Source organism: Amycolatopsis sp. GA6-003 (genome assembly GCF_046267895.1).
Classification (GTDB): domain Bacteria; phylum Actinomycetota; class Actinomycetes; order Mycobacteriales; family Pseudonocardiaceae; genus Amycolatopsis.
Genome location: NZ_CP176499.1, coordinates 6,921,365 through 6,940,458 on the forward strand (window position 1 = coordinate 6,921,365; position 19,094 = coordinate 6,940,458).

Below are 19,094 nucleotides of genomic sequence, written 5' to 3' on the forward strand. Positions count from 1 at the left end.
CGTTCTGGTCCAGTTCTGCGGGGACCAGCGGATTCTAGTCCAGCGCGGCGCGCAGGGTCGCGACGTACTCGCCGACCTCCTCCGGACCGGCGCCGTCGAGCACCCGGCGCATGATCGCCGCGCCCACGATCACGCCGTCGGCCACGCTCGCGGCCTCGGCGGCGTGCGCGGGCTGCGAGATGCCGAAGCCGATCAGGATCGGCAGGTCGGTGGTGTTCTTCAGCCGGGTGGCCAGCTCGATCGCGGAGGCGGGCAGGTGGTCGCGTTCGCCGGTGGTGCTCATCGACGAGACGGCGTAGACGAAACCTCGGCTCCGCGCGGCGATCTCCTGTGCGCGGTCGGCTGGGGTCGCGGGGGAGACCAGCAGCGCCAGGTCTATTTCCTCCTCGAGCGCGGGTGCCTCTTCCAGCGGAAGGTCCGGCACGATCAGGCCGTCGGCTCCGGCATCCTTCAACTCGGTGCAGAAACCCTTGCGGACAGCCAGGTTGGCGTAGGTGCTCACGATGACCGGAACGTCCACTGTGGTCTCTTTAAGTGCCTTGAGGAAACTTCGCGGTGTCGTTCCGTTGGCGAGCGCGACATTGGACGCTTCTTGGATGGTCACGCCGTCCAGCGTCGGGTCGGAGAACGGGATGCCGACTTCGATCGCGTCCGCCCCCGCTTCGACCAGCGCCGGGAGATAGTCGGTCCACTGTGGATTGATCCCGCCGGTGAGATACGGCATCAGGATTTTGCGGTCGGTTTTCATGCGCGGGACTCCTCGGAGCGGGCGATGAGCGTGGCGATGTCCTTGTCGCCGCGGCCGGACAGGGTGAGCAGAACCGTCGAACCCGCCGGAAGGTCCGGCGTGCCAGCGGCTTCGGCTACCCAGGCGAGCGCGTGCGCGGATTCCAGCGCCGGGATGATTCCTTCGGTGCGAGCCAATTGCGCGGCCGCGGCGAGCGCGGCTTCATCGTTCACCGCGACGTACCGGGCCCGGCCGAGATCGCGCAGCTGTGCGTGTTCCGGGCCGACGCCGGGGTAATCGAGCCCAGCCGCGATCGAGTGGGCTTCGCGGATTTGCCCGTGCTCGTCCTGCAGGAACAGCGACCGCGAACCGTGCAGCACTCCGGCCTGGCCGAACGTCGCGCCCGACCCGCCGATCGCTTCCACCCCGACCAGCCGTGCCCTGGTGTCGGCGAATCCAGCGAAGGTGCCCGCCGCGTTGGATCCGCCGCCGACGCACGCGACGACGAAATCCGGCACGGTTTCGTGCTGCTCGCGGGCTTCCTCGCCGATCACGCGCTGGAATTCCCGCACCAGCCACGGATACGGATGCGGTCCGACGACCGAGCCGAGGCAGTAGTGCGCCTCCTCGGTCGAGCTGACCCAGTGCCGCATCGCTTCGCTGGTCGCGTCCTTGAGCGTGCGGCTGCCGGTGCGGACCGGGACGACCTCCGCGCCGAGGTAGCGCATGCGGAACACGTTGTGCAACTGGCGTTCGACGTCCTGTTCGCCCATGAACACCGTGACCGGCAGGTCGAGCAGCGCGCCGGCGGTGGCCGTCGCGACGCCGTGCATCCCGGCCCCGGTCTCGGCGATCAGCCGCCGCTTGCCCATCCGCTTCGCGAGCAGTGCCTGGCCGACCGCGTTGTTGATCTTGTGCGAGCCGGTGTGCGTGAGATCCTCCCGCTTGAGCGCGACGCGCACGCCGAGTTCCGCGGACAACCGCTCGGCGGGCGTCACCGGCGTGGGCCGGCCGACGTGCCGGGCGAGCATCGTCTGGAGCTGCTCGCGGAAGCCGGGGTCGGCCCAGGCCTTCTCGAACGCGTCGGCGACTTCGAGGCAGGCGGGCACCAGGGATTCCGGCACCCAGCGCCCGCCGTACTCCCCGAAGCGTCCTTCTTGGGTCGGGGTGCGCATGGGCAGCTCCTTAGAGTTCTATAACTGTGTCTACTGTTATAGAACTCTTGCCGAGCGGGCGCAAGCCCGTCAGCGCTGCCGCAGCACCTCGACGCCGTCGCCGTCCAGGTCGTCGAGGAACCGGGAACGGCCGGTCATCGCCATGATCAGCGCGAGCGTCGGGCCGGACACGAGTGGTCCCGAGCCGCCGGAAAAGTCACTGTCGGTGGCCGCGAGGCGCAGGCCTTGGACGCGTCCTTTGGCGAGCACCACGAGGTCGGAACCGAGGTAGTAGCGGGCCACGGCGGTGAGCGTGCCGATCGGGTAATCGCGGCGGATCCCGAGCGGACGGCGGATGTCCTCGCCGTGCACGACGGTCTCGCCGAGCATCGCCACGACCGGCAGCGGCGGTTTGGTCGTGCTGGTCACGACCCGGCGGAAGCGGGCCAGCGTGTCGGCCGGGCTGTCGCCGAGCTGCTCGGCCAGCCGCATCGCGACCTGCCGGTCGAAGTCGAACCGGCAGCGCAGCACGCCCGCCATCCAGCGCGCCGGCGTCAGCGACGCTCCCGCGGTGACGTGGGCCAGCACCTCGCGGACGGAGAGTCCCTCGCACAGGGACGGCGTGTCCCATTGGGCGGCGGACAGCCGCGCGAGGTCGTCGGCCAGCGCGGCGCGTTCGGTGTGGATCTGCGGCCAGGTCATTCCAGGTCTCCTCGGTAGTCGTTGCCAGGTGAGACCGGCTGGATGCGGCAGAATCGTCGGTCGTGCGGGAATTTTCTTCGGCGGCCGCGTTCACCCGGGCGGTGGCCCCGTTGCGTGCGGAACTGCGTGCGCACTGTTACCGGATGCTGGGCTCGATGCACGACGCCGACGACGCCGTGCAAGAGGCGCTGCTGCGAGCGTGGCGCGGGTTGCCGGGGTTCGAGGGCCGCAGCGCGCTGCGCACCTGGCTGTACACGGTCGCCACGCGCACCTGCCTGGACCTGATCGAGCAGCGCGGCCGCCGGGCGCTGCCGGTCGATCTCGGCCCGTCGAGCGACCAGGTGGTGCTCGACTCGGCCCCGCGCACCGACGTGGCCTGGCTCAGCCCGTACCCGGATTACCCCGCGGCCAGCTACGAACAACGCGAGGCGGTCGAACTCGCTTTCGTCGCCGCCTGCCGCCACCTGCCGGGCAACCAGCGGGCGGCGCTGCTGCTGTTCGACGTCCTCGGCTTCTCCGCCGCCGAGATCGCCACGATGATGGAAACGTCGGTGACCTCGGTGAACTCCGCGTTGGCCCGCGCCCGCCGGACCATTTCGGCCCACGTGCCCGCCCGCACTCAGCAGCAGACGCTGCGCACCCTCGGCGACGGCCGCCTCCAGGAACTGGTGAGCGGTTTCGCGACCGCTCTCGCCGAGGGCGATGTCGACGGACTGGTCGAGCTGCTGACCGAGGACGTCACGTGGTCGATGCCACCGCTGCCGCATTGGTATCGCGGTCGCTCCGCGGTGGTGGAATTCGCTTTCGAAGTCCCGATGAAGCGTTGCCCGAGCTGGCGGTTCCGGTTGCTCCGCGCGAACGCTCAGCCCGCGGTGGCGTTCTACCTGGGTGGTTCGGCGACGGTGCCGCACGAGGCGTGGTCCATCACCGTCCTGACCCTGCGCGAGGACCGGATCTGCGATCTCACGTCCTTCCTCGGCGCGGAGTACTTCCCGGCCTTCGGGCTGCCCGCCTCGGTCACGCCTTAGGCGCGGCGCGCACGTGCGCGCGCTGCCCCTGCCGGCCGATCAGGCACAGGTATTCGACCGGTTCCGCCGACGCCGCTCCGAACCAGTGCGGTACCCGGGTGTCGAATTCCGCGGCCTCGCCGGGGGAAAGCGTCAGCTCGTTCTCGCCGAGCACCAGCCGTAACTGTCCATTGAGGACATAAGCCCACTCGTAGCCCTCGTGCGTTCTCGGATCGGGTTCCCGCGGTTTCCGTTCTCCGGGCAGGATGAATTTGTACGCCTGAATCCCGCCCGGGCGGCGTGTCAACGGCAGGATCGTCACGCCGTCGGCGCAGCTGATCGGGCGAAGGTGGATACGCGGATCGCCGGTCTGCGGTGCGTCGACCAGTTCGTCGAGGGTCACGCCGTGCGCGCGGGCCAGCGGCAGCAGCTGTTCCAGGGTGGGCCGCCGGTTGCCGGACTCGAGCCGGGACAGGGTGCTGGCCGCGATGCCGGTCCGCGCGGACAGCTCGGCGAGCGTGATCTCCCGCTTCCGGCGCAGCTCGCGCAGCCGGGGGCCGACTGCGTCCAGGGCACGGTCGTCGTCCATTCCCCGAGTTTGACAGATTGGCAAGGTTCCTTGCCAGTTGTGCCGGCGGGCTCGCAAGGTGGAACGGGAACGAGGAAAGGAACCGTTGTGCCGCACGCATTCGATCAGTCCTATTGGGACGAACACTGGGCCGCCGCCACCGGACACGCGCGGCTGGGACCGCATCCGCAGCTGGTCGAGCAGGCCGGAAAACTCCCGCCCGGACGCGCGCTGGACGCGGGCTGCGGGGAAGGCGCCGAGGCGAGCTGGCTCGCCGAACACGGCTGGCAGGTGACAGCGGTCGACCTGTCGGAGGAAGTGCTGCGGCGGGCGCGCGAACGATCCAGCGAGGTCGAGTGGATCTGCGCGGACCTGCTGAACTGGACCCCGGCCGGGCAGTTCGACCTGGTCACCACGCATTACGTGCACGCCGCGGGCCCGTTGTTCGAGCGGCTGGCGGAGTGGGTCGCACCGGGCGGGACGCTGCTGGTGGTCGGACATCACCACGGGGAGCAGCATCCGCCGGAGTCGAGGATCACCGTGCACGACGTCGGCCTCGACGCCGAGCAGTGGGAGATCACGGTCGCCGAGAACCGCACGCGGAAGGTTCCCGGCGGGGAATTGCACGACACGATTCTCTGTGCCCGGAGGATTTCTTCGCCCAACGCGTAATCGGTGGCGACGCGTCGTGGCCCGGCGGTGCAATGGCGTGATGGCGGCCTACGACGAAATCGCGGACTGGTACGAGCAAGAGTTCCTCCGCGCCCAGCCGGTGAATCTCGGGACGGAGGCGCTGCGAGACCTTCTCGGCACCGGCAGCGGCGTGTGCCTGGAGATCGGTTGCGGCACCGGGGTGCACGCTGACCTGGTGCGGGGGCTGGGCTGGACCCCGCTCGGCGTCGACCTGTCCGGCGGGATGCTGCGGCACGCCAGCGCCCGGCTGCCGATCGCGCGGGCCGACGCCGCACGGTTGCCGGTTCGGGACCGCAGTGTAGACGCGGTCGTCTCGGTGCTGGTGCACACCGACATGCCGGAGTATTTCGCCGTGCTGCGCGAAGTAGCGCGGGTGCTGCGGCCGGGCGGAGTGTTCGTGCATGTCGGGGTCCACCCGTGCTTTTGCGGAGGGTTCGCCGACCGCGGCGACCCGGCGGCGGTGGTGGTCCGGCCGGGCTATCTCGACGGGCACTGGACCAAGGAGTCGTGGACCGACCAGGGGATTCGCGACAAAGTCGGCGCGAGGCACTGGCCGTTGCCGGATTTGCTGAACGCCTTCCTCGACGCCGGGCTGACTCTGGACCGGTTCGGCGAGACCGGGACTCCGCTCCCGATCGTGCTGGCGGTTCGCGCGTTCATCGGCGCGGCAGCAGGCGAAGAACCACTATCGCACCGCCGGTGAGAGCCAGAATCCCGCCGCAGGCCAGCGCGAGTGCGTGCAGCGGTGAACCCGGCAGCGCGGAGTAGTAGACCGCGCCGATCACCGCGACTCCCAGCGCTCCGCCGATTTGCTGACCGGTCGCGAGGACGCCGGAGGCCATCCCGGCATCCTCGCGGGGGACGGCGGCGAGGACGTGGTTCAGAAGCGGCGGGACGAGAAGACCTTGACCTGCGCCGATGAGCGCTAGCGCGGGGACGAAGGACCAGAAGTGAGCCGACAGCGCGATCAGGGCGGCATAGCCGAGTCCAGCGGTCACCGCGCCGGTGAGCGGCGCGCGGGGCACTCGGCCGCCGAACAGGCTCATCGCGAGGAAGGCGGCGGCGAACGGCAGGTAGGTCAGCGCGGCGTCGAGCGGGCTGAGGCCGAGACCGTCTTGCAGGGCAAGGGAAAGCACCAGGAAGAATGAGTTGATCCCGGCGTAGGTGAGCAACACCAGACCCATGCCGAGACTGAATCCGCGCTGCCGCAGCAGTCCCGGGCGCACCAGCGGGGCGGCGACCCGGCGTTCGACGGCGGCGAAGATCCCGAGCGCGACGGCACCGCCGGCGAGGCTGCACCAGGACCACAGCGGCCAGCCCGCTTCCCGTCCGGTGACGAGCGGCAGGACGAGCAGGGCGAGGGCGACGGTCAGCACGGCGGTGCCGCGAAGGTCGAGACGCGCGGTGCCGTCCGGCCGGGTTCGCGGCAGGAAGCGGGCGGCGAGAACGAGGGTGAGCAGTCCGATCGGGACGTTGACCCAGAAGATCGCCCGCCACGGGCTGCCGAAGAGGTTCGCGGTCACGAGAACCCCGCCCAGCAGCTGGCCGGTGACGCCGGACAGTCCGATGACCGCGCCCAGCACGGCGAACGCCCTCGGCCGCTGCGGGCCGGGCACGACGACGTGGATCATCGCGAGCACCTGCGGGAACATCGCCGCGGCACCGAGGCCCTGGACGAAGCGCGCGGCGACCAGCCATCCCGCTCCCGGGGCGGCGGCGCACGCGGCGGACGCCCCGGTGAACAGCAGCAGCCCCGGCCAGGAACACCGGTTTCCGGCCGCGGAGGTCGCCGAGCCGGGCGAACGTGATGAGTGCCACGGCGTACGCGAGCTGGTAACCGGCGAGCAGGAGTTGGAGTTCGGCCGGCGAGGCGCCGAGGTCGGAGCGGATTGCGGGGGCGGCGACGAACACGATGAACGTGTCCAGCACCGCCATGAAAACGCCAATGAGCAGGATCGCGAGCGAGCGCCAGGAAACGGGGGGCATGGCTTGATCGTCGGCAGCGGGCCGGACGCGGAGGTAGCGGGCGAATATGCTGGTATCGCCACTACCCGGACCGGAGAGGAACGCATGTCGTCAGCGTCGCGCCGACGCGCTCTCGCGGACTTCCTGCGTTCGCGGCGCGACCGGCTCACCCCGGCCGAGGTCGGTCTTCCGGCGGGGCCGCGCCGTCGCGCGCCGGGCCTGCGCCGGGAGGAACTCGCGCAGCTGGCCGGGGTCAGCGTCACCTGGTACACGTGGCTCGAACAGGCGCGGGACATCACCGTCAGCAGGCAGGTGCTTGCGAGCCTGGCCCGGGAACTGCGGCTTTCCGAGACGGAACGGCAGCATCTCTTCGCACTCGCCGAGGAACCGCCGGACCGCCCGCCGGAGTCCTCTCCGCGGATGTTGCGGGGCATGGTCGACGCGCTGGACCCCAACCCGGCCTACGTGCTGGACGCGCATTGGGACTTCGTGGCGTGGAACCGGGCCGAGGCCGCGCTGATCGGCGATCCGGCGCTGCTGCCCGACGCCGAACGGAACCTGCTGTGGCTGGTGTTCGCCGTGCCGCGGATTCGCACGCTGCTGGTCGATTGGCCCGGACAGGCCCGGAATCTCCTCGCGCAGTACCGGGCCGACGCCGCGAACCGGGCCGAGGACGCGCGTGCGGCCGAGCTGGTCCGGACGCTGCGCGAGGCCAGCCCGGAGTTCGGGGAGTGGTGGGCCGCCCACGACGTCGCGCCGTTCACCGGGAACCGGCGCGTGTTCAACCATCCGAGGGCGGGCGTCCTCGCCTTCGATTACGTGAAACTGTCCACAATGGACCACAGTGGCCGGAAGCTGTTCACCTGCTTGCCCGCCGATCCCGACACCGCCTCGAAGCTCCCGTTGCTGACGGGGTGAAATGCGGATGCGCGCCTTCTCGCGGGCGCCTATCCTGTCGATCGTGATACAGCACCAGCTCTACCTCTGAGGGATCACCGCCTCCACCGGTACCGCGCGCGTTCGCGGCACCGGCCCTCGTCCTTTGCTGCTGTCACTTTTCCTCGGAGGCATTCCCTCATGACATCTTCGCTTTCGCCCGCGCGCGTTCGCGCGGCGCACGTCCGGCTGTCCGATGTTCACGTCGCCTTCGGCGGCCGTCCGGTGCTCGCCGGGGTCGATCTGGTCGCGGCGGCCGGCGACCGGATCGCCGTCGTCGGCGAGAACGGGCGCGGCAAGACCACCCTGTTGCGCGTGCTCGCCGGGACCCAGCCTGCCGACCGCGGCGAGGTCCGCCGGGCGGGCACGATCGGCGTCGCCGACCAGCAGATTCCGTTGGGAGAAAAGGAAACCGTTGGTGATCTGATCGATCTCGAACTGACCGCCGTACGCACCGCGCTGGCCAAGTTGGAAGCTGCGACCACCGCGCTCGCCGAAGAACGACCCGGCGCGGACGACGCCTTCGCCGCCGCGCTCGCGGACGCCGAAGCCCTCGACGCCTGGGACGCGGACCGGCGGGTCGAGGTGTCGCTCGCCGCGCTGAACGCGGTCGACGACCGAACCCGTCCGCTGGGGACGCTGTCGGTCGGGCAGCGGCATCGCGTCCGGCTGGCTTGCCTGCTCGGCGCGGGCCATTCCGTGCTGCTGCTGGACGAGCCGACCAACCACCTCGACGCCTCCGGTCTCGCACACCTCACCGAGCGGCTGCGTGCGTACCCGGGCGTGGTCGTGCTGGTGAGCCACGACCGCGCGTTGCTCGCCGACGTCGCCACGTTTGTGCTGGACCTCGACCCGTCGAGCGACGGCCGCCCGCGCGGCTACGGAGGTGGCTACTCGGCGTATGTCGAGGCCCGGCAAGCCGAACGGGCCCGCTGGGAGGCACTGCACGCCGAGCAACTGGCCGAACGCCAGCGGTTGGCGGACGGCCTTTCCGCCGCACAGAACCGGTTGCGCGACAACTGGCGTCCGGAAAAGGGCCACGGCAAGCACACCCGCGCGACTCGTGCGCCCGGGTTGGTCCGCGCCGTACACCGGCGGCAGGAGGAGTTGAACGCGCACGTGGTGGCTGTTCCGCCGCCACCAGCGAAGTTCGTCATGCCGGAATTGCCGCGGCACCAAGGAACTGTCGCGCTGCGGGCCGCTGGGGTGAGTGTCGCCGGACGGCTGGACCAGCCGGTCGACCTGACCCTCGGTGGCGCGGACCGGCTCGTCGTCACCGGCCGGAACGGCGCGGGGAAATCGACCTTGCTGACCGTGCTCGCCGGGGCGCTGGAGCCGACCTCGGGCACGGTCACGCGCGCCCGATCGGTGCGGATCGGGTGGCTGGGCCAAGAATCCGACCTGCCCGCCCGGCGCACCGCGGCCGAACTGCTGGAGCAACGGTTCCCGGGCTCGGCTGACCTCGGCTTGCTCAGCGGCTACGACCGGCACCGCCCGATCGGCGAGCTGTCCACCGGCGCTCGGCGGCGGCTGGATCTGGCACTGGTCCTGGCCGCCCGGCCGCAGGTGCTCCTGCTGGACGAGCCGACCAACCACCTGTCCGCGACGCTGGTCGACGAGCTGACCGCTGCCCTGCAGACGACCCTGGCCGCGGTGGTGGTGGCCACGCACGACCGGCAGTTGTTGCGCGACACGGCGTCCTGGCCGAGGTTGTCGCTGTAGGTCCGTGAGGGCCACCCTGAGGGAAGCTGATTCCCTCAGGGTGGCCCTCACGGACCTGGGTACCGCCGGACTCCGCATCAGCACGGCAGACTGGGGGACATGCCGCTGCTGATCGACCGCGCCGACTTCGCGAACCCGCGACTGCGAGCCTTCCTGCAAGCTCACCTGGACGACCTAGCCCCAACCGCCCCGCCGGAGAGCCGCCACGCCCTCGACTTGGCCGCACTCCAGCGTCCGGACGTCCGGCTTTGGACCGTCCAGGACGGTGAGCACATCGTCGGCACCGCAGCCCTCGCCGCGCTGGAACCACGGCACGAGGAGCTGAAAAGCATGCGCACCGATCCCGCCCGACGCGGGGAAGGCATCGCGCGCACGCTCCTGGACCACCTGCTCCAGGACGCCAAAAACCGCGGCATCGAACGAATCTCCCTGGAGACCGGCAGCATGGACTTCTTCGCCCCGGCCCGCGCCCTGTACACGCGAGCGGGCTTCACCCCGTGCGCTCCGTTCGGAAGCTACCGAGACGACCCGAACAGCACCTACCTCACTCGCCAGATCTGAGCTGTCACAGATTTCCCCCGGCCGGTGTCCATCCGCTGAACACCAGAAAGCGGAGGAGGACAGCATGACGACGACAGTGCTCGGCGCGGGATACGCCGGGGTCATGGCCGCGAACCGGCTGGCCGGACGCGGCGAGGAGGTAGTGCTGGTCACCCCGAATCCGTGGTTCGTCGAGCGGATTCGGCTGCACCGCGTCGCGACCGGGCTGCGGGAAAGCGCCCGGCTCGACCTGGAAACCGTCCTGAACCCGGCCGTCGAGGTCGTCCCCAGTGCGGTGACCAAGATCGGCGACGACCAGATCCAGCTGGCCTCCGGGGAGAACCTGCCCTACGACACCCTCGTCTACGCCGTCGGATCCGGGGCCAGCGACGAAAACCGCGGCTACCGGATCGTCTCCGAGCCGGAGGCCGAACGGCTCCGCGCCGCCCTCGCCGAGGCGCCGGACGCACCGGTCACCATCGTCGGCGCGGGCCTGACCGGGGTCGAGCTGGCCGGTGCGCTCCGTGAAGCCGGACGCGCGGTCAAGCTGGTCTCCACCGCCCCGAACCGCCGCGCGATCCAGGCGCACCTGCGGTTTCTCGCCAAACAAGGGGTCGAGATCGAGCTCGGCCGACACGTCGACCCGGCCGAGCTCGACGGGCTCGTCGTGGACACGACGGGGTTCACCGTGCCGGGTCTCGCCGCCGATTCGGGGCTGCCGGTCGACGAGTTCGGCCGGTTGCTGGTGGACGAGCGGCTCACCGTCCCCGGGCACCCGAACATCCTCGGCGCCGGTGACGCCGTGCACCTCGAGTCGCCCAGTTACCTCCGCGCCGCGTGCGCGACCGCGTTGCCGATGGGCGCGCACGCCGCCGACGTCATCACCGCGCGCCGGCAAGGAAAGCCCGGGGAAGCGTTCCGGATGGGCTACGTGCTCCAGTGCACGGACCTCGGCAGCGGACGCGGGCGCGTCCAGTTCCTGCACCCGGACGACACCGAGCGGGCGATCGCGATCGACGGGCGGGCCGGCGGGCTGGTGAAGGAGACGATCTGCCGGATGAGCGTGCGCTGGCTGACCCAGGAGCGGGAGCGCGCGGGCCGTTACTCGTGGCCGACCGGCGCCTAGAGTTGGCCAGCATGGAGCATGGCGCCGTCTTCACCGCACACCGGTCGACGATGCTCGCCGCCGCGTTTCACATCACTGGTTCGCGTCACGACGCGGAGGACGTCGTGCAGGACGCCTGGGAAACCTGGTCCCGGGTGGACCTTGCCACGGTCCGCAAGCCGCATGCGTTTCTGTCCGTGATGGTGTCGCGACTGGCGCTCAACGCGGTCCGCGCGCAGCGGCGGCGGCGCGAGAACTACCCCGGGCCCTGGCTGCCGGATCCGGTCGTCGCGGGGGATTCGCCCGAGTGGGAGGTGCTGCATCGCGACGGTCTGGGCCAGGCGCTCGACTTCGTGCTGAGTACGTTGACCCCGGAGCAGGCAGCCGCGTATGTCCTGCGCAAGGTGCTCGACGTCGACTACCCGTCGGTCGCCGAGGTGCTGGAGACGACGCCCGCCGCGGCCCGCCAGCTCGTCTCGCGCGCGCAACGGGCGGTGACCTCGGCGATCGGCGATTCCTTGCCAGATCAGGGGAATCACGACGCCCAGGCGCTGGCGAAGCTGGCCGAGGCGGTGTTGTCCGGCGAGATCGGGAGAGTCGCCGCGCTGCTGGCCCCGGACGCGGTCCTGTACTCCGACGGCGGCGGCAAGGTTCTCGCCGCGCGCAAGCCGTTGTTCGGCCCGGACCGGATCGCGCAGTTCCTCATCGGAATATCCACTATGGAGGAAGTGACGATCGTCCCCGCGGTCATCAACGGCGGGGCCGGCGCGGTTTTCCTGCGGGAGGGTGCGGTGACGATGACCGCGACCGTGCGCGCGGGCGAAGCGGGCGTGTCGACGCTGTGTTTCGTGCGCAATCCCGACAAGCTGGCCGCGGTCACTCTCGGCTAGCCGCGATCCCGTCGTACATCATCCGCCGCACGGCCTCGCTCAGCCGGCGTTGTTCGGCGGGATCCGGGTTGCGCAGCGAGGCGATCGCCGACGCCAGGATCATCCCGTTGATCGCTCGCGCGCTGTTCTCGATGTCGAGATCCGCGCGCAGGTACCCGAGTTCCACGCCGTGCGACAGGTACGCCGCGGTCAGCTCGGTGGCCAGCTCGAAGAAGTCGAGCACCCGCGCCGCCATCGCTTTGTCGATGCCGGCGGCTTCGAAGAGCAGCAGCCGCGGGACGCGCGGGTCCTCGCCGAAGATCTGCGCCAGCGCGTCGCCGATCCGGGCGGTCTGCTCGCGGTAGGCGTCCAAAGTGGACACCGCGTCCGGCGCGTTCTCCGCGGTGAGCGCGGTGACGATGCGGGCGACCAGATCGTCGATGACGTGGTCGACGATGTCGCGCTTGTTCTGGAAGTAGCGGTAGAAGGTGCCGTGCCCGATGCCGAGCTTGGTGGCGATGTCGGAGATGCCGGTGGCGTGGTAGCCGAGGTCGGCGAAGCAGTCGAACGCCGCGTCGATGATCTCGCGGCGCAGTTCCTGCTTCTTGCGCTCGGCGCGCGTGGTGCGGGGGCTCTCCTGGGCTGTCACGCACTGCAGTGTATTGCCAAGCCCGGCGAAGTGACATACGGTTCCGTTACTGACAAGTAGTTCCGGACGAGAGGTCGGACATGGACTCCCGCTACGACGCAGTCATCGTCGGCGCCGGCTTCGGCGGCATGGGAGCGGCCATCCAGCTGCGCCGCCTCGGCTACCGCGACCTGCTGATTCTCGACCGCGAGGACGACCTCGGCGGGACCTGGCACGTGAACCGGTACCCGGGGCTGGCCGTCGACATCCCGTCGTCCACCTACTCCTACTCGTTCGAACCCAATCCGTACTGGTCTCGGCTGTTCGCGCCGGGCGCGGAGCTGAAGAAGTACGCCGAGCACGTCGCCGACAAGTACGGCCTGCGCGCCTCGATGCGATTCGGCACCGTGGTGACCGGCGCGACCTGGGACGGCTCCGGCTGGCGGGTCAGCATCGAAGGCGGCGAGACGGTCACCGCGAAATACCTGCTCACCGCCACCGGGTTCCTGTCGCAGCCGAAGATGCCGGACATCGAGGGCATCGAGAAGTTCGCCGGCAAGGTCATCCACACCACCCAGTGGGACGACAGCTACGACCTCGCCGGCAAACGCGCCGCGGTGATCGGCACCGGCGCGACGGCCGTCCAGCTCATCCCGGAGATCGCCAAGGTCGCCGCGGAACTGACCGTCTACCAGCGCACGCCGATCTGGGTCAGCCCGAAGCCGGACTACGCCGTGCCGAAGCCGCTGCAGCAGGCGTTCGCGAAGCTGCCGCTGGTGCAGCGCGCGGTGCGGCTGGCGGGCAGTTCGATCCTGGAGCTGATGATGATCTCCGGCGTCGTGCAGTACCGGCAGTTCCGCGGCGCCAACCGGATCGCCGAACGCTGGTGCCGCGCGCATCTGCACCGCCAGGTCCGCGACCCGGAGCTGCGCCGCAAGCTGACGCCGGACTACTCGTTCGGCTGCAAGCGGCCGACCTTCTCCAACGACTACTTCTCGGCCTTCACCCGTCCGCACGTGCATCTGGAAACCACCAGCATCGAGCGGATCGACGAGACCGGGATCGTCACCGCGGACGGCAAGCGCACCGAGATCGACACGCTCGTGCTGGCCACCGGCTTCAACCTGTGGGACACGAACTTCCCGGCGATCGAGATCATCGGCCGGGACGGCAGGAACCTCGGGAAGTGGTGGCGGGACAACCGGTTCCAGGCGTACGAGGGCGTGACCGTGCCCGGGTTCCCGAACCTGGTTTCGCTCAACAGCCCGTATTCCTACAGCGGGCTGTCGTACTTCACGACCATCGAATGCCAGATGAAGCACATCGACCGGCTGTTCACCGGGATGCGCGCCCGCGGTTCGGACGTGTTCGAGGTGACCCAGCGGGCGAACGACGAGTTCCTCGAGCGGATGAAACACAAGGTCGGGCACTCGGTGTTCGCGCTCGGTCAGTGCGCGACCGCCAACAGCTACTACTTCAACCAGCACGGCGAGGCGACCCTGCTGCGCCCGACGTCGACGATCAGCGCGCACCGGGAGGCGGTGCGGTTCCCGCTGGAGGATTACCGCTTCGCCGAATCCGGGTGAGGTTCGCCGGTCGGGGGAACCTCCGGCCCCCGATCAGCGTCGGGAAGGGCGTGAACACTCAGCAAGACGTGCTGGTCAGCCTCCGCACGCAGGCCGAACCCGTCCTCGGCAAGGACGCCGCGGCGCGGATTCGCGCGTTCGAGAACGGCGAGCTGTACGTCGAGGCGCGCACCGCTTCCACGATCTGGGCCTGGCTGGTCGACTTCCTGCTGGTCACCGGTCTCTCCGCGGCCGCGGCGGTGGCGTACTACTTCAAGTCGAACGCCGTCGACGCCGCGGTTGGGGCGAGCGTGATCGGGATCGCTGGCCTGTTTGTCCTGCCGCTGCTGTACGGCTGGTTCTACGGCAACGGACGCGGCCTCGGCGCGCTGTTCAACGGCATCCGCCTGGTCCGGCTCCGCGACGGCGGCCGGATCGGGCTCTGGAAGGCGGGCTGGGCGATGCTGATCCGCACGCTCGGCTTCGTGATCATCGCGCTCGGTGTGCTCAACGGCGATGTCACCGTGACCAACGGGGTGCGCACGAGCATCGACGTCCGCGAGACCGAACGGCTCCGAGCGGCCGGGTTCCTCCGGAAGCCGTGAGCGGATACCAGGTCCGCGCGGTCGCGGACACGCCGGAGCAGCGACTGCGCGACTACACCGCACGGCTGCAGGCGATTGTCACCACGCGCCGGGTTTATCGGGTGATGACGGCCAGCCTCGCCGGGCTGTTCGGAATCGGCGGGCTTCTGGTCGGCGTGCTGGCCCACTCCGCCGCGGGCGGGTTCGGCCTGGCGGGCGGCGGGGTGTTCTTCGCGGTGCTGTGGCTCGGCGGGGTCTTGAACTGGCGTAGTCGGCCCGCGACCGAACGGGCGTTGCGTCCGGGTTCGCATCCGCCTGCTGGCCGAACGCCGGGGAACGTGCGGGGAGCTTTCTTCGCTGCGACAGGGATGGGTTGTTTGGCGGCTGTCGTCTGTGGACTGTCCTTTATGTCCTCTCCACCGTCGGACCCGGAGCTGAAGCTGGCGATCATCGGACTCGGCACGTTCGCGGTCTTCGCCGTTTTGTTCGTCCCGCCGGGATACGTTTACGCGCAGTCCGACCAGTACTTCGCGAAATGGCTCGACCGCAACCGCGCGGCTTACGAGGCAGCGGCTCGGCGGCTTTAAGGCGTGCGACGGCGGAGCGTTGCCGCACCGAGCCCCAGCGCGAGTACCGCGCAGCCGAGCACGATGAGAATGTTGCGGGTCAACGTCGTCGTCCAGTCCGCGCTGTGCGTCACCTGGGTGAGCGCTTCGACAGCGTAGGACAGCGGCATCACGTCCGACAGCCAGTGCAGCACCCAGCCCATCTGGTCGCGCGGCTGGAAAAGCCCGCACAGCAACGTTTGCGGCAGCACGAACAGCGGCATGAACTGCACGGCCTGGAACTCGCTCGTCGCGAACGCGCTCACGAACAGGCCCAGCGCCATGCCGAGCAACGCGTCGAGCACGGTGATCAGCAGCAGCGACCACACCGAACCGGCCACCGACAGCCCGAGCCACCACAGGCTGACCGCCGTCGCGACCGCCACCTGCAGCACCGCGACCAGCCCGAACGCGAGCGCGTACCCGGCGAGCAGGTCGAATTTCCGCAGCGGCAACGTCATCAGCCGCTCCAGGGTGCCCGCGGTGCGTTCGCGCAGGGTGGTGATCGACGCGATCAGGAACATGATCACGAACGGGAACACGCCGAGCAGCGCGGGGGCGACCCGGCTGAACGTCGCGGCCGAGTCGAACACGAAGCGCAGCAACAACATCAGCAGCGTCGGCACGAGAACGAGCATCACGACGGTGCGCGGATCGTGGCGCAGCTGGGCCAGGATGCGGCGAGTGGTGGCGAGGGTGATCGAGACAGTCATCGCTGGGCCTTCACCAGGTGCAGGAACGCGCGTTCGAGGTCTTGTTCACCGGTGGCCGCGCGCAGGGCGTCCGGCGAATCGTCGGCGAGCAGCGCGCCGTCGCGCATCAGCAGCAACCGGGTGCATCGGGCGGCTTCGTCCATGACGTGGCTGGACACCAGAAGCGTGGTGCCGTCGGCGGCGAGCCGATGGAAAACGTTCCACAAATGCTCGCGCAGCAACGGATCCAGCCCGACAGTCGGTTCGTCGAGCACGAGCAGCTCGGGTTTGCCGAGCAGCGCGGCGGCGAGGCTCGCCCGGCTGCGCTGGCCACCGGAGAGCCGCCCGACCAGCGCGTCGGCGTGCGAACCGAGGCCGGCCTGCTCGATCGCGTCGGTCACCGAACGCGCAGGCGCGCCGAGCACGGAGGCGAAATAGCGCAGGGATTCGGTGACGGTGAGATCGGCGTAGACCGCCGGCGCTTGGGTGGCATACCCGATCCGCTTGCGCAGCCGGCGGCTCCCGGCGGGTTCGCCGAGCACGGTGACGGTGCCGCCGTGGGTCACCTGCACGCCGACGACCGCGCGCATCAGCGTGGTCTTCCCGCAGCCGCTAGGCCCGAGCAGCCCGGTGACCGAACCGGCCTCGACGCGGAAGCTCACGTCGCGCAGCACCTCCCGGCCACCGCGGACGACCCGCAGGCCGTCGATGACCACCGCGGAATTAATCATGCGGTTAATTCTGCGCGTGCGGAATTTCCCTGTCAAGGCCGGGCGGGGTGGATCGGCCGAGGTCAGGCGTGGTCGAGGTACTGCTGGACGGCGGGGGCGATCAGTGCGATGACGTCGTCGTGGGAGGCCTTGGCGAGGGGGTCGACCTGGATGACGTAGCGGATCATGGCGAGTCCGACGAGCTGGGCGGCGATGCCGGTGACCCGCAAGGGCGGGATGTCGAGGGTGGTGGCGATCTTGTCGAGCAGTGCTCCCTGGATGAAGCCGCGCAGCATGTCCGCGGCCTGTTCGGTCGTGGACACCGAACGCAGCACGCCGAAGAACGCGTCGCGCGAGGCCGGGGTTTCCCACAGGGTCAGAAACAGCCGGACGAGCCGTTCGCCGACGCCTGAGCGCGGGCCGTCCAGAATCGCGGCCACCACGACGCCCGGGTCGGCCGGAAGGTGCAGCGCGGTCGCGAAAACCTGGTCCTTGCTGCCGAAGAAATGGTGCACGAGCGCGGGATTCACGCCCGCCTCGGCGGCGATCGCGCGGATCGTCGCGCCCTCGTACCCGTTCCGGCCGAACAGGTCCCGCGCGGCGGCCAGAATGGCCTCCCGCGTTTCGGTCTGCCCGGGCCGGCGTCCCGTCCGTGCCATCGGCGTCCTTTCGTCCTCCCCAGTATCGCGGGACCATGGGCGGTACAGCTGGCTGTACCTGATCTTTACCCCGCGCGGGATCGCCGGTCGTCCCGCCGGGGCCCTAGGTTGCGGGAGGACCGGAAGGGGAGGGGGAACGGGATGAACGGGGCGGCGGTGCGGAAGGAAGCGGTCCGGGTGCTGATTCGAGCCTCGGATCCCCTTACCGAGACCGGGATCCGGAGCTGGTTGCAGACGCGGCCGGAGTTTTCCGTGGTGACCGCCGAGGCGGACGTGCTCGTCGTCGCGGCCGAGCTGCTCTCGGTGGAGGTGACGTCGACGTTGCGCGGACTGAAGGCCACTGTGGACGCTCCGGTGGTCCTGCTCGTCGACGAGGAGGCCGCCGGGGCCGCGGTGCTGACCGCGGTGGAATGCAACGTGGTCGCTCTGCTGAACCGCGAACGCACGTCGAGCGAGCAACTGGCCGCCGCGGTGCTGACGGCGTCGCGCGGCGGCGGAATCCTGCCCCCGGCGGCGCTGGGCACGCTGCTCAGCCATTTCCGCCGCCCGATGGACCCTCGCCCGACGCACAGTTCCGGCCTGACGCAGCGGGAAATCGACGTGCTGCGCCTGCTGGCCGAAGGCCTCGACACGGCGGAAACCGCGGAGAAAATCAACTTTTCGGAACGCGCGGTGAAGAAGGTCATCCACGATTTGTCGCAACGGCTGGACTTGCGCAACCGGACGCACGCGGTCGCGTATGCGCTTCGGAATGGCGCGATTTGAGGTGGGGGCTCTGGTTGATCGCGGAGGCGGCAATCGGGCGTTCGGCCGCCTGCGCATTCCGGAACGGGCGCGAGGCAAGCCGAGCCACCCCGCGACCGCACCAGGCAATCCGGGCGAGGCGGTTCAGATGATGCCGGTCCTCAGCGCATACGCCACCGCGTGCGAGCGATTCCGCAGGTCGAACCGCACCAGCAGCGTGCTGATGATGTTCTTGATCGTCCGCTCCGAATACGCCATCCGGTCGGCGATTTCGACCGTGCCGAGACCGTCCGCGAGCAGGCCGAGGATTTGCACCTCGCGGGTTTGCAGCCGGTGCCGGTCGAGGAAGCCTCGCGGGTACCGGGCCTCGGCCTCGCTGGTGCGGAATTCGTCGGTCAGCCTGGTCGCGCGGGCCTCCTCCGGTTCCGCCGCCGGCGCCCGGGCGGCCAGTGCCTCCAGCAGCTTCTCGCGCGTCGCCGAACCGCGGTACAGCACCGCGGACAGGCCGAATCCGCCGAGCCTCGGCAGTTCCGCCTTCTCGATCCGGTCCGCGACCAGCACCGCGCGCACGTCCGGCATCAGCGCGCCCCGGCGGATGCGCGCCAGGTCGAGCAGGGTTTTCTCGCGGACCTCCGGCACGATCACGAGCAGGACGTCCGCGCGCGGCGCCTCGGCGGGGGCCAGCACGGCGTAGCGGGGCGTGCCGCGCAGGTAGGCGGCCGCGCCCTCGCCGCTGATCGGGTCGTGGGCGATGATCGCCACTCGTTCCGGCAATGCGCTCATGTCAGCTCACAGACGCGGCCCAGTGTAGTTAAGGACGTAATCGAACGTTATTACTTGTAACCCTAGTTGGACGATAGCACTAGACGGCAGTCCAGTGCTGGTACTTGCCCGCACGACCGGATGGCGTTCGCGCAGC

22 protein-coding genes and 1 pseudogene are annotated in these 19,094 nt (G+C 69.8%); 12 read left to right on the forward strand and 11 right to left on the reverse strand.

The window, feature by feature from the left end; translation table 11 throughout:
• Positions 1-34: 34 nt before the first annotated feature.
• From trpA to F9C12_RS31420, 3 genes are all read right to left on the reverse strand, one after another.
• Entirely contained in the window at positions 35-748 is a 714-nt protein-coding gene (gene trpA, locus F9C12_RS31410) for a tryptophan synthase subunit alpha (RefSeq protein WP_409462771.1), read from the reverse strand.
• Complete coding sequence (gene trpB / locus F9C12_RS31415) at positions 745-1,902, reverse strand: tryptophan synthase subunit beta (protein ID WP_409462772.1); 1,158 nt, start codon at positions 1,900-1,902, stop codon at positions 745-747. Before trpB ends, trpA begins: the two co-directional genes overlap by 4 nt.
• Positions 1,903-1,971: 69 nt before the next feature.
• Positions 1,972-2,583, reverse strand: a complete 612-nt coding sequence (locus tag F9C12_RS31420) for a maleylpyruvate isomerase family mycothiol-dependent enzyme (RefSeq protein ID WP_409462773.1) — start codon at positions 2,581-2,583, stop codon at positions 1,972-1,974.
• A 62-nt stretch (positions 2,584-2,645) separates the two neighbouring features.
• On the opposite strand from F9C12_RS31420, the gene F9C12_RS31425 reads away from it, so the two are divergent.
• Positions 2,646-3,611 (forward strand): sigma-70 family RNA polymerase sigma factor, encoded by a 966-nt coding sequence (locus F9C12_RS31425; RefSeq protein WP_409462774.1) that lies wholly within the window; start codon positions 2,646-2,648, stop codon positions 3,609-3,611.
• Here the strand turns inward: F9C12_RS31425 and F9C12_RS31430 are convergent.
• A complete protein-coding gene (locus F9C12_RS31430; protein ID WP_409185371.1) occupies positions 3,601-4,179 on the reverse strand; it encodes an XRE family transcriptional regulator in 579 nt (192 codons plus the stop codon). The two genes, F9C12_RS31425 and F9C12_RS31430, sit on opposite strands and share 11 nt — an antisense overlap.
• Positions 4,180-4,266: 87 nt before the next feature.
• Here F9C12_RS31430 and F9C12_RS31435 point away from each other — a divergent pair, with 87 nt between their 5' ends.
• Together F9C12_RS31435 and F9C12_RS31440 are read left to right on the forward strand one after the other, a co-directional pair.
• The gene (locus F9C12_RS31435) at positions 4,267-4,830 is read left to right on the forward strand and encodes a class I SAM-dependent methyltransferase (protein ID WP_409462775.1); all 564 of its coding nucleotides are present in this window, start codon (positions 4,267-4,269) and stop codon (positions 4,828-4,830) included.
• Positions 4,831-4,870: 40 nt separating this feature from the next.
• Positions 4,871-5,554 (forward strand): class I SAM-dependent methyltransferase, encoded by a 684-nt coding sequence (locus tag F9C12_RS31440; RefSeq protein ID WP_409462776.1) that lies wholly within the window; start codon positions 4,871-4,873, stop codon positions 5,552-5,554.
• Here F9C12_RS31440 and F9C12_RS31445 read toward each other — a convergent pair.
• Together F9C12_RS31445 and F9C12_RS31450 are read right to left on the reverse strand one after the other, a co-directional pair.
• Positions 5,508-6,602, reverse strand: a complete 1,095-nt coding sequence (locus tag F9C12_RS31445) for an MFS transporter (protein WP_409467108.1) — start codon at positions 6,600-6,602, stop codon at positions 5,508-5,510. The genes F9C12_RS31440 and F9C12_RS31445 overlap by 47 nt on opposite strands.
• 55 nt (positions 6,603-6,657) lie before the next feature.
• A pseudogene (locus tag F9C12_RS31450) lies at positions 6,658-6,837 on the reverse strand (MFS transporter); the annotation flags it as partial.
• An 84-nt stretch (positions 6,838-6,921) separates the two neighbouring features.
• Between F9C12_RS31450 and F9C12_RS31455 the strand changes: the two are divergent.
• The 5 genes from F9C12_RS31455 (at position 6,922) to F9C12_RS31475 (ending at position 12,009) form a co-directional block, all read left to right on the forward strand.
• Positions 6,922-7,734: a helix-turn-helix transcriptional regulator gene (locus F9C12_RS31455; protein ID WP_409462777.1), complete on the forward strand. Its 813-nt coding sequence runs from the start codon at positions 6,922-6,924 to the stop codon at positions 7,732-7,734.
• Positions 7,735-7,893: 159 nt separating this feature from the next.
• Positions 7,894-9,474, forward strand: a complete 1,581-nt coding sequence (locus tag F9C12_RS31460) for an ABC-F family ATP-binding cassette domain-containing protein (RefSeq protein ID WP_409462778.1) — start codon at positions 7,894-7,896, stop codon at positions 9,472-9,474.
• A 99-nt stretch (positions 9,475-9,573) separates the two neighbouring features.
• Positions 9,574-10,035, forward strand: coding sequence for a GNAT family N-acetyltransferase (locus F9C12_RS31465; protein WP_409462779.1), 462 nt, complete (start codon positions 9,574-9,576; stop codon positions 10,033-10,035).
• Between the two features lie 64 nt (positions 10,036-10,099).
• Positions 10,100-11,140, forward strand: a complete 1,041-nt coding sequence (locus F9C12_RS31470; protein WP_409462780.1) for an NAD(P)/FAD-dependent oxidoreductase — start codon at positions 10,100-10,102, stop codon at positions 11,138-11,140.
• 11 nt (positions 11,141-11,151) lie between these two features.
• A complete protein-coding gene (locus F9C12_RS31475; protein WP_409462781.1) occupies positions 11,152-12,009 on the forward strand; it encodes a sigma factor in 858 nt (285 codons plus the stop codon).
• Here F9C12_RS31475 and F9C12_RS31480 read toward each other — a convergent pair.
• Positions 11,996-12,637 carry a TetR/AcrR family transcriptional regulator gene (locus tag F9C12_RS31480; protein ID WP_409462782.1) on the reverse strand — a complete coding sequence of 214 codons (642 nt, stop codon included), beginning with the start codon at positions 12,635-12,637 and terminating at the stop codon, positions 11,996-11,998. The two genes, F9C12_RS31475 and F9C12_RS31480, sit on opposite strands and share 14 nt — an antisense overlap.
• Before the next feature lie 80 nt (positions 12,638-12,717).
• Here F9C12_RS31480 and F9C12_RS31485 point away from each other — a divergent pair, with 80 nt between their 5' ends.
• From F9C12_RS31485 to F9C12_RS31495, 3 genes are read left to right on the forward strand one after another with little or no spacing between them, the layout of a single operon-like run.
• Positions 12,718-14,202: a flavin-containing monooxygenase gene (locus F9C12_RS31485; RefSeq protein WP_409462783.1), complete on the forward strand. Its 1,485-nt coding sequence runs from the start codon at positions 12,718-12,720 to the stop codon at positions 14,200-14,202.
• A gap of 50 nt (positions 14,203-14,252) precedes the next feature.
• Entirely contained in the window at positions 14,253-14,786 is a 534-nt protein-coding gene (locus F9C12_RS31490; RefSeq protein WP_409462784.1) for a hypothetical protein, read from the forward strand.
• Positions 14,783-15,352: a hypothetical protein gene (locus tag F9C12_RS31495; protein ID WP_409462785.1), complete on the forward strand. Its 570-nt coding sequence runs from the start codon at positions 14,783-14,785 to the stop codon at positions 15,350-15,352. Before F9C12_RS31490 ends, F9C12_RS31495 begins: the two co-directional genes overlap by 4 nt.
• On the opposite strand, the gene F9C12_RS31500 is transcribed toward F9C12_RS31495, so the two are convergent.
• From F9C12_RS31500 to F9C12_RS31510, 3 genes are all read right to left on the reverse strand, one after another.
• Positions 15,349-16,083 carry an ABC transporter permease gene (locus F9C12_RS31500; protein WP_409462786.1) on the reverse strand — a complete coding sequence of 245 codons (735 nt, stop codon included), beginning with the start codon at positions 16,081-16,083 and terminating at the stop codon, positions 15,349-15,351. The genes F9C12_RS31495 and F9C12_RS31500 overlap by 4 nt on opposite strands.
• On the reverse strand, positions 16,080-16,793 hold the full coding sequence (locus F9C12_RS31505) for an ABC transporter ATP-binding protein (protein WP_409462787.1): 714 nt from the start codon (positions 16,791-16,793) through the stop codon (positions 16,080-16,082). Before F9C12_RS31505 ends, F9C12_RS31500 begins: the two co-directional genes overlap by 4 nt.
• A gap of 62 nt (positions 16,794-16,855) precedes the next feature.
• On the reverse strand, positions 16,856-17,431 hold the full coding sequence (locus F9C12_RS31510) for a TetR family transcriptional regulator (protein ID WP_409462788.1): 576 nt from the start codon (positions 17,429-17,431) through the stop codon (positions 16,856-16,858).
• Between the two features lie 141 nt (positions 17,432-17,572).
• On the opposite strand from F9C12_RS31510, the gene F9C12_RS31515 reads away from it, so the two are divergent.
• Positions 17,573-18,196 carry a response regulator transcription factor gene (locus F9C12_RS31515; RefSeq protein ID WP_409462789.1) on the forward strand — a complete coding sequence of 208 codons (624 nt, stop codon included), beginning with the start codon at positions 17,573-17,575 and terminating at the stop codon, positions 18,194-18,196.
• Between the two features lie 123 nt (positions 18,197-18,319).
• Here the strand turns inward: F9C12_RS31515 and F9C12_RS31520 are convergent, their stop codons facing one another.
• A complete protein-coding gene (locus F9C12_RS31520) occupies positions 18,320-18,958 on the reverse strand; it encodes a response regulator transcription factor (protein WP_409462790.1) in 639 nt (212 codons plus the stop codon).
• Positions 18,959-19,094: the final 136 nt, after the last annotated feature.